Consider the following 13,948-nt stretch of genomic DNA (forward strand, 5'->3'; position numbering starts at 1 on the left):
ACCGCTTTCGTAATTATTCATTATTAATTATAAATTATTAATTAAACGTGGTTGTTTTTCCCAATTGCAAAATAAATATCGGGCTGCAGGTAACCGGAAAAAGAGAAGATGGTTTTCATGATCTTGAGACGGTCTTTTACCCGCTGGCAATAAAAGATGCATTGGAGATCGTACCGGCAACAGGTACAAGCTCGCCTGTTTCTTACACTTCTTCGGGAAATGAAATTGATGGTAACATCGATGATAACCTTTGCGTACGTGCTTATTATTTACTCAAAAAAGATTTCCCTTTACTGCCACCGGTGCAAATGCATTTACACAAAGCCATACCATCGGGGGCCGGATTGGGCGGCGGTTCGGCAGATGCGGCATGCACGCTTCAGTTGCTGGCAAAACTTTTTGAGTTAGCCATTCCTGATGAACGGCTAGCAGGATATGCATTACAGCTAGGTAGCGATTGCCCGTTTTTTTTGGTGAACAAACCGGCGATCGGAAAAGGCCGCGGGGAAAACCTGGAGCCCGTTTCGCTTGACCTGGGCCGTTACAATATCCAGGTGGTACACCCGGGCATACATGTAAATACCGGGCAGGCTTTTTCTTTGCTGCGCAAAGATGGGTCGAAACATACCGATCTCCGGGCAGCCATCGAAAACCCGGTGGAAACATGGAAAGAACAGATTTTCAATGATTTTGAAACACCTGTCTTTGCTACTTATCCCGAAATAAAAAAGATTAAAGATTATCTCTACGATATCGGCGCCCTCTATGCTTCATTGAGCGGCAGCGGCAGCAGCGTATTCGGCATTTTTGCAGAAGGGCGCAAACCGGCCGTGAATTTTCCGGCGCATTACTTTTGTAAATTGGTTTAAAACCATATCTTCGTCCCATCAAAAATATTTCTGCCATACCAGCATTCCTGAGATCCAACCTGGATCTGCTCAACCATCGAAGATAATAGCTACCTTCTTTTGAATACGTATGCCTTTTCGTATTCAGTTTTTCTAAATGATATAAAAATCGCGAAGCCGGCACACTTCACTATACATTCACCCATTCACCCATTCACCCATTCACTCATGCAATCAACTATCCAGGCATCAGCCAATACGCAATATTTTTTAGACCTCGAAGACAGGTACGGGGCACACAATTATCATCCCCTGCCCGTTGTGATGAAAAAAGCGAAAGGCGTACATTTCTGGGATGTGGATGATAAACAATATTATGATTTCCTGAGTGGCTACTCGGCGGTAAACCAGGGGCATTGCCACCCGGTGATCCTCGATGCATTGCTGCAACAGGCACAGACACTAACGTTGACTTCAAGAGCTTTTTACAACGACCAGTTAGGTGAATACGAAAAATTTATCACCAGCTATTTTGGTTACGATAAAGTATTGCCTATGAATACAGGTGTTGAAGCCGTGGAAACCGCCCTGAAACTCAGCAGGAAATGGGGTTATGAAGTAAAGGGGATCGAAGCCGATCGGGCAAAGATCGTTGTCTGCAGCAGCAATTTTCATGGGCGCACATTGGGTGTAATTTCTTACAGCACCGACCCTACGGCCACTAAAAACTATGGGCCTTTCCTCGCAGGTTTTGAAGTGATACCGTTCAACGACCTGGTGGCTTTGGAAAAAGCATTGCAGGATAAAAATGTAGCCGCATTTTTATTTGAACCTATACAGGGCGAAGCGGGCGTAGTGGTTCCCGATGATGGATACTATACCGGGGTGCGGGCGCTTTGCTCCCAACATAATGTGTTGATGGTGGCCGACGAGATCCAGAGCGGGCTTTGCCGCACCGGAACTATGTTGGCGGTGGATATTGAAAATGTGCGCCCCGATATCGTCATACTCGGTAAAGCACTGAGTGGCGGCGTATTGCCGATCAGCGCCGTGCTGGCCGACGATACCATCATGCTCACCATTAAGCCGGGCGAACATGGCAGCACCTATGGCGGCAACCCGCTGGCGTGTAAAGTAGCGGTTGCAGCGCTCATGGTTTTGAAAGAAGAAAATATGGCTGCTAATGCGGAAGCCATGGGCAAAATTTTCAGGAGCGAACTCGAAAAACTGAATTCACCACACATAAAAACAATCCGGGGACGGGGTCTGCTGAATGCGATCGTGATCCGCCACGAAAACCCGGAAGCCGCATGGGAACTATGTTTGCAGCTCAAGGAAAACGGATTGCTGGCCAAACCTACTCATGGCGATAAGATACGATTCGCCCCACCACTGGTGATCACTGAAGAACAGATCATGGATTGTGTGGGGATCATTGCAAAAAGCCTGGAGAATCTGTGATCTGAGATCTATGATCTATGATATCTTTCGACTGGAATATTTTCCAGGAAATGGAAGTACTCTACTACTTAAGAAATCATAGATCATAGATCATACATCATAGATTCTTTATCTTTGCATCATGTCACAAACTACTCCCCACCCTCACGAAGAAAAACACCTCAGAAGTTCCGACATGCTCCGGGATGTGGTGATCGGTATGAGTGATGGGCTTACGGTTCCGTTTGCACTGGCCGCGGGCTTGAGTGGCGCGGTTTCCAACAGCAGTATCATTGTGATTGCCGGCATTGCGGAGATTGTGGCAGGTAGTATAGCGATGGGGCTGGGCGGTTATTTGTCGGGCAAGACCGAGCAGGATCATTACCACAGCGAGGTGAAACGTGAAGAATACGAAGTGGAACATATGCGCCATGAGGAACTTTCCGAAACAAAAGATTTTTTTGCCAACATCGGTTTGAGCGAAGCGGTACAACAGCAGGCTACCGAAGAGATCGCACAGGATAAAAAACGCTGGGTGGACTTCATGATGAAATATGAGCTTGGCCTGGAAAAACCTGACCCGAAACGTGCCACCAAAAGCGCCCTCAACATCGGCATCTCTTATATCATCGGCGGTATCATTCCGCTATCTCCTTATTTTTTCATTTCCAGCACACAGGAAGCCTTGAAATATTCCGTCATCGCTACCCTTATCTGCCTGTTCATTTTCGGTTATTTCAAAAGCAGGATCACCGGCATGAACCCGTGGTGGGGGGCGCTGAGAGTGACGTTGATAGGGGCTGTTGCGGCTGGAGCGGCCTTTGGGGTGGCGAAGATATTTTCCAATTAAACCCCGGCGGTTTCGAAGACCTCCCTGGTTTTTCAGCGTTTTATCAATTCAATAAACAACTCCGTGCCTGCCCTCGGGCCAATAGAATTGTAGCAGGGTGCCATTTTATGGATATCAAATTTATCTTTGAATAATGGCTCATACTCCCCTTGTGTTCCGCCAAATGGCGGGCCGCCTTCAAAATCCCTGTTGAATAACACTCCGGCCAGCCTGCCATTTTCATTCAACAGCTCCGCCATTTTATTTACATAATTTTCGCGTAGCGATGGGTCAAGTGCACAAAAGAATGTCTGTTCCAGTATGAGGTCGAATTTTTCATCCAGCTCAAAAAAATCACCGCAGATCACATCCAGTTCTTTACCAACAAAATCTTTCAGTTTTTCTTTTACAGCAGCCACGGGGAATGGCGAAATATCGATGAGTGTTACATTTGTAAACCCCTTCTGCAACAGGTATTCCGCTTCATAAGCATTACCACAGCCGGGAATCAAAACCCGCAGGTCTTTATCAGTCAGCCCATCCACATACCTTTTGATCGGGCCCGAAACATACCCGATATCCCAGCCGGTATCGTTTTGAGAGTAACGGGTATCCCAGTAGTTTTTATCTAACATAATTTGAATGGATAATTTGATAATGGATAATGGAACTAAGCGTAAAAACTCCCGATTCAGTATTGTAATTTCAAAATGTAAGAATTATCAATTATCAATTATCCACTATGTCTTCACATGATGTTTATTATTGATCCTGATATTGTCCACCGTCCACTCAACTGTCCGCTGATACGGATGTTTTCGCACAGGGCAATCGCCTTTGTGGCAGATCGGACAACTAAATTCCAGGCAGCCATCGGAGTGCACAAATAGCTCTACCGATTCGCCATAATCTTTTTTTACCAGCGCCGATAATTCATCGATCTCATGATGCGCTTCATGCACATTGAAATACCAGGGAACAGTCAGGTGGCAGTCGAGATGCAGGATTGCGCCGTATTTGATGATGCGTACATTATGCAGATCCACCCAATTGATCCGTCTTTGTTTATTGAGCGTATTCACAAGGTTTTTGAGCAATTCGTCATCCGCTTCATCCATGATACCGGCCACCGAGCTACGTATGATCCGCACACCTGTGTAGATGATGAACAGCGCAAATAAAATTGCGACAGCGCTATCTACCCAACCTATTTTGGTAAAATACAATAAGATCAACCCTATGATGATCCCCCCGGTAGTATAAGTATCTGTCTGCAAATGTTTACCGCTCGATACCAATGCCAGCGAATTATTTTTTCTGCCGATACGCACGCAGACCAATCCCGCTATGTAATTTACAATCGCCGTCACGCCTACCAACAGGATACCATAATCCAGTTTTTTTACCTCATGCACCACAAACAGGTTTCGCCCCGCTTCATATACAATGAATACACCCGCCAACGCTATGCAGGTTCCTTCTACCGCCGCGGAAATGAATTCGGCTTTTCCATGCCCGTAAGGATGATCGATGTCACGGGGCTTGGCCGAAATATGCAGGCTGTAAAGCCCGATGAGTCCGGCCACCACATTTACGATACTTTCCAATGCATCCGTTAGGATGGCCACCGAATTGGTGAGGTACCAGGCGGTGATCTTGATCAGGAAAAGTACAATGGAGATGCCTGCTATTAACCGTTGAACCTTAAAATTTTGCCGTGCTGTATCCAAGATGAGAGATTGAAGGGCAAAAATAGCGGAATATGTGTAATGGATAACGGAATAATGGACAATGGATAATGTTTTCGAATGGAAATGTCTGTAGGTTTAGGAAGAATCTTCAATTAGAAATCATTATCCATTATCCATTAACTAATTATCCATTAATTATTTTCTATTCTCCATTATCCATTACATTTGTGCCACAAAAAACTACCATATGGATTTTCAATTTTCAGAAGAACAGTTGATGATACAGCAGGCTGCCCGTGATTTTGCCCAGAACGAGTGTTTACCGGGTGTGATCGAAAGGGATGAGTTGCAAAAATTCCCGAAAGAACAGATAGAAAAACTTGCCGACCTCGGCTTCATGGGTATGATGGTTAAACCGGAATACGGAGGCAGCGGATTAGACACCATCAGTTATGTACTGGCGATGGAAGAGATCAGCAAAGTGGATGCGAGTGTAAGCGTTTGCGTTAGTGTGAACAACAGCCTCGTTTGTTATGGCCTGCAGGAATATGGTACGGAAGAACAAAAACAAAAATACCTGGTTCCGCTGGCGCAGGGAAAAAAAGATGGCCAACTGCACATCGGCGCATTTCTGCTGAGCGAACCGGAAGCCGGCAGTGATGCTACTTCACAAAGAACCACTGCGGAAGATAAAGGTGATCATTATTTATTGAATGGAACTAAAAACTGGATCACGAATGGTAACAGCGCAAGCACTTACCTGGTGATAGCCCAAACCGACATCAGTAAAGGCAGCCGTGGCATCAATGCATTCATTGTAGAAAAAAGCTGGCCGGGCGTTACTGTCGGGGCCAAAGAAAATAAACTGGGTATCCGCGGGAGCGATACGCACACCATCATGTTTACGGATGTGAAAGTTCCAAAAGAAAACCGCATCGGCGAAGATGGTTTCGGATTTAAATTTGCCATGAAAACTCTGGCCGGCGGCCGTATCGGTATCGCTGCGCAGGCATTGGGTATCGCCAGCGGCGCTTATGAACTGGCGTTGGCCTATAGCAAACAACGCAAGGCTTTTGGTACCGAGATCATGAATCACCAGATCATCCAGTTCAAACTGGCGGATATGGCAACCAGGATCGAATGTGCCCGTTTGCTTTGCCTGAAAGCCGCATACGAAAAAGATCAGAACCTTGATTATACATTGAGCGGCTCCATGGCTAAAGTTTTCGCCAGTGAAACAGCCATGTGGACTGCTACGGAAGCCGTGCAGGTACATGGTGGTTATGGTTTTGTAAAAGAATACCATGTAGAACGCCTCATGCGTGACGCCAAGATCACCCAGATATATGAAGGTACCAGCGAGGTACAGCGTATCGTGATCAGCAGGTCGATCCTGAAGTAATTTGCATACTAAAATAATAAGGATGTGCAAATGAGTCATTTCGTTTGCACATTTTTTTTTAAAAAGTTTAGAGATCAGGGTTTAGAGTTTAGAGAAAAAAACTCACTCGCCTCTAAACCCTAATCTCTAAACTCTAAACTCAATGGCAGTAATTGAAATCGTAAATCTCAAAAAACAATACGCCGGCAAATACGTCCTGCAGGGTATCAACCTGAGCATCGATGCCGGACAGGTGGTAGGTTACATCGGGCCGAATGGTGCCGGAAAAAGTACGACCATCAAGATCATCGCTGGTATCACCGATGAGTTTGAAGGTGATGTATCCGTGTTTGGAATGGATGTACGCAGGCATGCGCTGGAGATCAAACAACGGATCGGCTATATTCCTGAGCAGGCTGCTATTTACGATGTACTCACCCCAATCGAATACCTGCGTTTCATAGGGAGATTGTATGGCCTGAGTGAAGAGGTGATCGGTACAAAATCATGGGAACTGCTGCGGTTATTTGAATTATCCGACAAGGCTGAAACCCGCATGAATACTTACAGCAAAGGGATGAAACAAAAAGTATTGCTCATCAGCGGGCTGATACATAACCCTGAAATAATATTTCTGGATGAGCCGCTCAGCGGACTGGATGCCAATGCCGTGATACTCGTCAAAGAAATTTTATCGCAATTGAAACAGAGCGGTAAAACGATCTTTTATTCTTCCCACATCATGGATGTGGTGGAAAAGATCAGCGACCGTATTGTTATCATCGACAAAGGTGCCGTAGTGGCCGATGGAAGTTTTGAAAGCCTGCAACAACAGGCGCACCAGGGAACGCTGGAGAATATTTTTACTTCCCTTACCGGCGGCGATCAGCAGAATACCAGTACTGCCAAAGAATTCATCAATGTATTAAACAGCTGATATGGACAAACTGATATTAAAAGTGCTGCTTGGTATCATCCATGTGTTTACAAAAAAAGATGTGGACTTCGACCGGCTGAAGATCATTGCAGAAACGAAGATACTGATGGACAGGCGCCGCAGCCCGGCCAACTATCGCCAGAAACAACGCAAGGAAATAAAGAACCCATTGCTCATCACGTTGGTGATGTACGGTTTGCTGGGGCTTTTCATGGCGATGGTGATACTTGCAAGATTTCCTTTGCTCCTTGGCCTGGCAACTTTTCACGCCTATCTTTTATTCATGATGGCAATGACCCTGGTGACGGATTTCAGCAGCGTATTGCTCGACACTACCGACAATGTGATCATACTCCCGAAGCCTGTAAGCAGCCGGACGCTTTTCCTGGCAAGGGTTGTACATATTTTAGTATACCTCCTCCAATTCACGATCGCGCTGGCGATATTCCCACTGATTGCAATATTCATCAAATTCGGTATCATCACCGGCCTGGTCAACATTGTGATGGTTTTACTTACAGTAGCATTCTCGGTATTCATCACATACCTGTTATACGCCTTCATCCTTCGCTTTGCAAATGAACAGAAAGTAAAAGATATCATCAGCTATTTCCAGTTATTCATGACGATCTTTTTCGCGATCGGCTTCCAGGTATTTCCACGGATGATCAATCTCAACAGCATTCAGCTGAGTTTCGCATTGCATTGGTATTCCTATCTCGCTCCTCCCATCTGGATGGCCGTGGCTACCGAAGCTTTTCATGACCTGAATTTCGACCAGGTACATTTACTCATGCTGGCATGCGCTTTCATCATTCCCATCGCCACTGTATGGCTGATGATAAAATTCCTGGCGCCCTCATTTTCCCGCAAACTCGCGGCACTTAACAACAATACAGAAGTAACCAAAAAAACTGCTGCCGGAGAAAAAGCAGGCAAAGACATTTCAGAAAAAATATCTCCGCTGGTCTGCACGACAGGAATTGAAAAAGCAGGCTTTGAACAGACATGGAAGATAACGGGAAGGGATAAAGGCTTTCGGATGCAGTTCTACCCCAGCCTGGCTTACATCCTGGTGTTCATTTTCATCATTGTATTCAATAGCGGGAAAAATTTTACTGCTACCTGGCATAATTTACCCGATACAAAAAGGTTTCTTGCTTTTATTTATTTACCAATGATGAGCATCATATCGAGCCTCCCCATCGTGGCGTTCAATGACAATTATGTAGCAGCATGGGTTTATCAAAGTACACCGCTTACAAACCCCGGTGAAGTGATCACCGGAATGTTGAAATCATTATTAATAAAATTCCTGGTACCCATTTATGTAGTAATGTTTACAGCATGTTATTATGTATGGGGCGCTGCCATAATCGATGATTTTATTTTAGGGTTCTTCAACAATGCCTTTATATTTTTGCTGATGGCCTATCTGTCGGATCATTATTTACCATTCTCCCGGCAGGCGAATATCAAAATGCAGACAGGCAAACTGATACGTATGGTGATGCAGTTGATCATCATCGGCCTGCTGGTATTTGCTCATTACTCCGCATTGAAAATATATTGGTTACCATCCGCACTCATTCCTCTTTCAGCTTTTGGAGGATATATATTATTAAGAAGTATCAAAAGATTACCGTGGTCAAAAATAGCGATCTGATATGGCAGTAAATATAACAGCATATAAGGAAATTGTAAATGAATTAACGGCAAAGAACGTAACACTGGTGGCCGTTTCCAAGTTCAAGAGTGCAGAAGATATCATGCAATTGTATGAACTCGGGCAACGTGATTTCGGTGAAAATTTTGTGCAGGAATTGCTACTCAAGCAAGAGGCTTTACCAAAAGATATCCGCTGGCATTTCATCGGGCATCTGCAGAGCAATAAGGTAAAATACATCGCACCTTTTATTCATCTCATCCATGGTGTTGATAGTAAAAAGTTATTGGCAGAAATAAACAAACAGGCTGCTAAACTGGACAAGCAGATCCATTGCCTGCTGCAGGTATACATTGCCGAAGAAGAAACGAAGTTTGGTTTTGATCTACACGAATTAGGCGAATTACACGAATTGCACGAATTATCGAATATAAAGATCCAGGGTTTGATGGGTATGGCATCCTTTTCGAATGATGAACTCAAAATAAAAAAAGAATTCAGCAATCTTAAAAATGCTTTTGACCGTGCAAACCAACTTTCAACTTTCAACCATCAACTTTCAACCCTCTCCATGGGAATGAGTGGCGATTACAAAATTGCTGTTGAATGCGGAAGCACGATGGTGCGCATCGGCAGCCTGCTGTTCGGTAGCCGCAACCAGCCGGTGCAATGACGGGTGAGTTGATCATATTGTGTACAGCCGCGTTCTTTGCTGGTTTCATCGATTCGATTGTGGGTGGCGGAGGGCTGGTGCAAACGCCCGCAACGTTGGTAGTACTTCCTCAATATCCTGTTGCTACCTTGCTTGGCACTACAAAGATCCCGGCATTCATCGGCACTTCCATGGCTGCTTTTCAATATGCCAAACGGGTGATGCTGCAATGGAAACTTTTACTCTGGATGTGCTCCATCGCTTTACTCATGGCAATGGCGGGCTCGGCTACTGTTGCAAGGATCAGCAATAGTTTCATGAAACCGATGATCTTCATCATACTGATTGCTGTAGCGGTATACACATTTGCGAAAAAAGATTTTGGCTCGGCAGTCAGTAAAACTATTTCCGACAGAGAACAACTGATCTATGGAAGTATTTTCGCGGTCGTGGTGGGTTTTTACGATGGCTTCATCGGCCCGGGCGCCGGAAGTTTCCTGTTGTTGTTTTTCATTACAACACTCGGCTTCGATTTTCTGAAAGCCAGTGCTCACGCCAAGTTTGTCAACCTTGCTACCAATATGGGCTCGATCCTTTATTTCAGCGCCAGCGGACATATCCTCTACAAATTCGCTTTACCCATGGCTGCTTTCAATTTCGCCGGATCATACTTTGGTTCACGGTTAGCGATTCTGAAAGGGAATAAATTTATCAGGGTATTTTTTCTTTTGGTAGTGCTCGGCACGATCATAAGGTTTGGCTATGATATTTTTTTCAGGTAAAATAAATGCAATTAAACTAATGAGGAATCTATTAATTTTATTTTTTGCCATATCAATTTATTCATGCACACATGGCAATGACGAATGGAAAACTCTATGGAGTAAACATGAAAACGGTATCGGAACTCATATCCCCGACAGCATAGCCCCTTAGAACACCTTACGGTCATCTATCATAACTCTTTGTAAAATCAGACCGTTTTTATATTATTCCGTCAACCAAAACTATCAATTGTCAACTATCGGCTCCACCAGTAGTATACTTTTTTAGCAGTATCAACCGGTACATCATTCTGAAGATAATCTGGTAAAACAATATCTGACTTAAACATATCCTCAGCCCTCCGACGTATTTTTTTTCGGAGGTTCCTGTAAGCTACACAGGGATGTTCCCATATTTCCTCGATGACATTATATATTATGTGATCTTTGTCGGGCATGCAATTTTCCAAAGGAAGCCGTGTCAGCAAATTATCCAGCATCTTCGCACTTGAATCTGATTGCTGCGCAACCAAAGCTTTGATAAAATCTTCCGGATCAGCCCTGTCATAATAGGCTCCTGAAAAACCATTCCGGCTATGGCCGGTATACTTAAAGAAACTCCTGCGGTAATATTCGCGTAGCACGTCAAAATATGCCGTATCGGGGAACTCCCCGATCAGCCTGAGCGAAACATGACTCAGTTGCCAGCAGTTTTCCATCATTTTCTTTTTGATAACATCGATATCTTGTCTCTTCTTAAATTTTGCCAGGCCATAAAGGGCAAATTCCACTTCTCTGAATTTTGTTTCAAAACCATAGACTGAAATATCCCTTAATCTGGTGGCCATATTCTTAATGATGGAATAATACTTTTCCTGCGGCTGGATCATTTCAAGAATGAAATAGGCAGACCACAGGTAGTTGTGTTGCTGCAATACTTTTTCTATGGTTTCATCTCTCTTCGCCTTGCTTTCCCAGGTGGAATACAACAAAATATTGTCAGAGACCCTGTATTCCGCAACGCCAAATTCGCCATCATCTACCTGGACGAATGCCGTATCGTCTAGGTGGCCCATCACCACATCAAACTGATCGAATGATTTTCTTTTCAGCATTTCTGCAAAAGCAGAAGACCTTAACACGGGATGTTCGGATTGGCTGAGACGAATCAGTTCGTTATCCGTAGCCATATGCCTGAGTGCACTGTCAGAATACATGACGATACCTTTTGAAACTATTTTTTCAAGATATGGCTGCAAAGCAGGGCGGAAATCCCTTATGGCATAATGATATCCAGTATCTGGATTGCACGACCATAGTATCAATGGCAAAAGAATAAGCTGTAATTGTTGTAAAATACTCTTATGCCTGAATAAATTTTTTAGCGGCAAGAATCTGTATTGCATAGATGGCTTTTTTAAAGATCATATTGCATCAAGCAGCCGGTTGAGCCCTTCCAGTTTTTCATCTAAGCGCTTGCTTATAAATCGAAGCGCTTCTATTTCTACAACCAGTTTATCGATCATGCTTTGGGGCGCCTGCTTTAGTGTACGTCTTATATCTGATTCTGCTTTTTTTATGGAGAATAACTCGCCTTTTGTCAACGTGCTGATAACCCGTAAGTGACTGATCAGCGCCAGTGACATTTGAGCGTTGGTACGCTTTTCCTGCAGTGGCTCCAGTTTACGCTGCAGGGTCTGTAATTTGTACGCACAATCTTTACCGTATTTAAAAAGATCATTTTTCGTTTTCTGGTATTCCTGCTTCATAAACCTGGAATAATCCCCCGCATTATACGATGTTTCAGCTGACGGAGCATTTTCCGCGATATGTTCCAGTTCCCTGAATTTTTCCATCGCCCTGCCTGGCAATGCCCTTTTGCCGGTTTCTGCTAAGGCAAGTTGGGCCAGGTTAACATCCAGCAAGGTGGCCGCCACCTGCTGTGTAAATCCATAACGTGACCGAAGCGCTTTTAAACTTTCCATATGACGATATTTATATTATAAATATAATGTTATAAAACGACTTGTTATAATTTTATTTTATAACATTACAATTTATAACATTCGGGGATTTATTTGACTCTTTAAAAGAATGATGAGATTTGAATTCCAGAAGTAATATTTCTTTCTTTTTGTTAAAATTTCCCAATCTTTCCTATGCAATCCCCCGCCTTCTTGCATCCATTGGCCAAATTATAATAACTTTATCCCAATTCATTTATATATGAACATCTCAAAAAATTTCGAATCCGAAAAAAACAGGAAGGCGTTAATATACACCGGCATCATTTGCGGGGCTTTGCTGTTGCTCTTCATCCTCATCAGCTGGAAGATAGTGCCTCCGGTAGAACCAGTGCCGCTCGACCTGATTGAGGTCAACCTCGGTAATGAAAGCGAAGGATTCGGTGATGTGCAGCCGCTGATTAAAGGCGACAAAGGCCTCAAAAACCAGGATGAATCCGACAATGTAAAACAAACTGCTCCTCCACAACAGGAAGATGAAAAAGTGACTCCCGATGACAATGCGGAAACTGATGCGGCGCCGGTAACCAAAACGGAGACAAAAAAAGTGATCAAACCATCACCGGTTATCACACCTACAAAGCATGTAGTAGTGCCTACTCCAAAACCGGCCAAGGCTAAATATGAAATGACTGGTGGCACGAAACCCAGTAATGGCAATAACGCTACAGAAGATAATGGCTATAAAAAACAGGGAACCGACCCGAATGGAAATGGTGATAACGGTTTGCCCAATGGCAATAAAGACGCTTATGGTAACAATCCCGGTGGAAAGACCGGCGGAAAAGTAGCGCCACCAAGAATTACACGTTATTATTCGTTCAATGGTGATCTTCCTAAAGCTACCATTTTCGCCCTGGTGAATGTTTCGGGAGGAAGGGGTACTTTGATAAAACTGGTAAAACCCAGTACCAGCTTCGAAAGCCGCTATGCCGACGCTGTAAGGAATTACCTGCGAAATATGGAATTCGACAAAAGCCAGGAAGGAACAACCACCGTTCCATTTAATTTTAATGTAAAATAATAAACGCTGATTAAAAATGATTTCGCGGATAACGCAGCTCATTTATAAAAAATGCGGTTTGTAAGACAATTCAACTTCTTACAAACCGCATTATCAATTATCCATTATCCATTATCAGTTATCAGTTATCCATTATCAACTATCCACTAAAATATCTTTTTTCTCTGTATCTTTTTATGAATTCCGTTGATCTCCTGCACCGCTGCGGATGCATACCACTGAATATATTCCGCATCAAACAGGCCGGCTTTCACCGCAGGATCAGTAGCCACCAGTGACTTCGCTTCTTCTACTGTGGATACATTAAAAATAAAAAGCCCCCGGTAATTGAGCTCATTCTTTTCAAAAGGCCCTGCCAGTGACAATTTCCCTTCATCTGCCAGGCGGATGATGTTATTGATATGCCCTTTGAATAAACTGTCTCTGTCGGCTTTGGGGAGATCTTTAACAGGACCTGTTTTAAGGATCACCAATACATACATTTTCATGCCACGCTCGTCGGCATTTAACTTTTTTGCCAGAATAGAATCGTAGGCATTTTCCTGAGCAGATGCTCGTACGCTGAGGAGGAGCAAGGTGAAGAAGAGGATTTTTTTCATGATGAGATCTTTTGAATTAATAATGAATAATTAATAGTGAATAATTAATAGTGAATAATTCTTTCAATTGCAATAACTATATACATCGGATAA

Annotated in this window: 14 protein-coding genes; 9 read left to right on the forward strand and 5 right to left on the reverse strand. The window is 43.8% G+C overall.

Features of this window, described 5'->3' with window-relative positions; genetic code table 11:
- Positions 1-47: 47 nt before the first annotated feature.
- The 3 genes from ispE (at position 48) to EGI32_RS02545 (ending at position 3,138) form a co-directional block, all read left to right on the forward strand.
- Entirely contained in the window at positions 48-869 is an 822-nt protein-coding gene (ispE, locus tag EGI32_RS02535) for a 4-(cytidine 5'-diphospho)-2-C-methyl-D-erythritol kinase (protein ID WP_255153791.1), read from the forward strand.
- 207 nt (positions 870-1,076) lie between these two features.
- Positions 1,077-2,309, forward strand: a complete 1,233-nt coding sequence (gene rocD / locus EGI32_RS02540; RefSeq protein ID WP_255153792.1) for an ornithine--oxo-acid transaminase — start codon at positions 1,077-1,079, stop codon at positions 2,307-2,309.
- A gap of 121 nt (positions 2,310-2,430) precedes the next feature.
- Positions 2,431-3,138, forward strand: coding sequence for a VIT1/CCC1 transporter family protein (locus EGI32_RS02545; protein ID WP_255153793.1), 708 nt, complete (start codon positions 2,431-2,433; stop codon positions 3,136-3,138).
- 32 nt (positions 3,139-3,170) lie between these two features.
- Here EGI32_RS02545 and EGI32_RS02550 read toward each other — a convergent pair whose 3' ends face one another.
- Positions 3,171-3,752, reverse strand: coding sequence for a methyltransferase domain-containing protein (locus EGI32_RS02550; protein ID WP_255153794.1), 582 nt, complete (start codon positions 3,750-3,752; stop codon positions 3,171-3,173).
- 105 nt (positions 3,753-3,857) lie between these two features.
- The gene (locus EGI32_RS02555) at positions 3,858-4,847 is read right to left on the reverse strand and encodes a cation diffusion facilitator family transporter (protein WP_255153795.1); all 990 of its coding nucleotides are present in this window, start codon (positions 4,845-4,847) and stop codon (positions 3,858-3,860) included.
- 208 nt (positions 4,848-5,055) lie between these two features.
- Here EGI32_RS02555 and EGI32_RS02560 point away from each other — a divergent pair, with 208 nt between their 5' ends.
- The 5 genes from EGI32_RS02560 to EGI32_RS02580 all read left to right on the forward strand — a co-directional run bounded on the left by EGI32_RS02560 (position 5,056) and on the right by EGI32_RS02580 (position 10,226).
- The gene (locus EGI32_RS02560) at positions 5,056-6,210 is read left to right on the forward strand and encodes an acyl-CoA dehydrogenase family protein (RefSeq protein ID WP_255153796.1); all 1,155 of its coding nucleotides are present in this window, start codon (positions 5,056-5,058) and stop codon (positions 6,208-6,210) included.
- Between the two features lie 142 nt (positions 6,211-6,352).
- Entirely contained in the window at positions 6,353-7,126 is a 774-nt protein-coding gene (locus EGI32_RS02565) for an ABC transporter ATP-binding protein (protein ID WP_255153797.1), read from the forward strand.
- Between the two features lies 1 nt (position 7,127).
- Positions 7,128-8,792 carry a hypothetical protein gene (locus EGI32_RS02570; RefSeq protein ID WP_255153798.1) on the forward strand — a complete coding sequence of 555 codons (1,665 nt, stop codon included), beginning with the start codon at positions 7,128-7,130 and terminating at the stop codon, positions 8,790-8,792.
- Position 8,793: 1 nt separating this feature from the next.
- Positions 8,794-9,465 (forward strand): YggS family pyridoxal phosphate-dependent enzyme, encoded by a 672-nt coding sequence (locus tag EGI32_RS02575; RefSeq protein ID WP_255153799.1) that lies wholly within the window; start codon positions 8,794-8,796, stop codon positions 9,463-9,465.
- On the forward strand, positions 9,462-10,226 hold the full coding sequence (locus EGI32_RS02580) for a TSUP family transporter (RefSeq protein ID WP_255153800.1): 765 nt from the start codon (positions 9,462-9,464) through the stop codon (positions 10,224-10,226). Before EGI32_RS02575 ends, EGI32_RS02580 begins: the two co-directional genes overlap by 4 nt.
- Before the next feature lie 239 nt (positions 10,227-10,465).
- Here EGI32_RS02580 and EGI32_RS02585 read toward each other — a convergent pair whose 3' ends face one another.
- Complete coding sequence (locus tag EGI32_RS02585; RefSeq protein WP_255153801.1) at positions 10,466-11,614, reverse strand: hypothetical protein; 1,149 nt, start codon at positions 11,612-11,614, stop codon at positions 10,466-10,468.
- Positions 11,615-11,632: 18 nt separating this feature from the next.
- On the reverse strand, positions 11,633-12,193 hold the full coding sequence (locus EGI32_RS02590; protein WP_255153802.1) for a helix-turn-helix domain-containing protein: 561 nt from the start codon (positions 12,191-12,193) through the stop codon (positions 11,633-11,635).
- A gap of 241 nt (positions 12,194-12,434) precedes the next feature.
- On the opposite strand from EGI32_RS02590, the gene EGI32_RS02595 reads away from it, so the two are divergent.
- Positions 12,435-13,256, forward strand: coding sequence for a hypothetical protein (locus tag EGI32_RS02595; RefSeq protein WP_255153803.1), 822 nt, complete (start codon positions 12,435-12,437; stop codon positions 13,254-13,256).
- 146 nt (positions 13,257-13,402) lie between these two features.
- Here EGI32_RS02595 and EGI32_RS02600 read toward each other — a convergent pair whose 3' ends face one another.
- Positions 13,403-13,855, reverse strand: coding sequence for a YciI family protein (locus tag EGI32_RS02600; protein ID WP_255153804.1), 453 nt, complete (start codon positions 13,853-13,855; stop codon positions 13,403-13,405).
- Between the last annotated feature and the right edge of the window lie 93 nt (positions 13,856-13,948).

The sequence above is a fragment of the Ferruginibacter sp. HRS2-29 genome, from assembly GCF_024343615.1.
GTDB lineage: Bacteria > Bacteroidota > Bacteroidia > Chitinophagales > Chitinophagaceae > Ferruginibacter.

Bases quoted from the DNA above. Each gene is read 5' to 3' on its own strand.
- rocD (WP_255153792.1), top strand. From the start codon at position 1,077: ATGCAATCAACTATCCAGGCATCAGCCAATACGCAATATTTTTTAGAC.
- EGI32_RS02545 (WP_255153793.1), top strand. From the start codon at position 2,431: ATGTCACAAACTACTCCCCACCCTCACGAAGAAAAACACCTCAGAAGT.
- EGI32_RS02550 (WP_255153794.1), bottom strand. From the start codon at position 3,752: ATGTTAGATAAAAACTACTGGGATACCCGTTACTCTCAAAACGATACC.
- EGI32_RS02560 (WP_255153796.1), top strand. From the start codon at position 5,056: ATGGATTTTCAATTTTCAGAAGAACAGTTGATGATACAGCAGGCTGCC.
- EGI32_RS02565 (WP_255153797.1), top strand. From the start codon at position 6,353: ATGGCAGTAATTGAAATCGTAAATCTCAAAAAACAATACGCCGGCAAA.
- EGI32_RS02570 (WP_255153798.1), top strand. From the start codon at position 7,128: ATGGACAAACTGATATTAAAAGTGCTGCTTGGTATCATCCATGTGTTT.
- EGI32_RS02575 (WP_255153799.1), top strand. From the start codon at position 8,794: ATGGCAGTAAATATAACAGCATATAAGGAAATTGTAAATGAATTAACG.
- EGI32_RS02580 (WP_255153800.1), top strand. From the start codon at position 9,462: ATGACGGGTGAGTTGATCATATTGTGTACAGCCGCGTTCTTTGCTGGT.
- EGI32_RS02585 (WP_255153801.1), bottom strand. From the start codon at position 11,614: ATGCAATACAGATTCTTGCCGCTAAAAAATTTATTCAGGCATAAGAGT.
- EGI32_RS02590 (WP_255153802.1), bottom strand. From the start codon at position 12,193: ATGGAAAGTTTAAAAGCGCTTCGGTCACGTTATGGATTTACACAGCAG.
- EGI32_RS02595 (WP_255153803.1), top strand. From the start codon at position 12,435: ATGAACATCTCAAAAAATTTCGAATCCGAAAAAAACAGGAAGGCGTTA.
- EGI32_RS02600 (WP_255153804.1), bottom strand. From the start codon at position 13,855: ATGAAAAAAATCCTCTTCTTCACCTTGCTCCTCCTCAGCGTACGAGCA.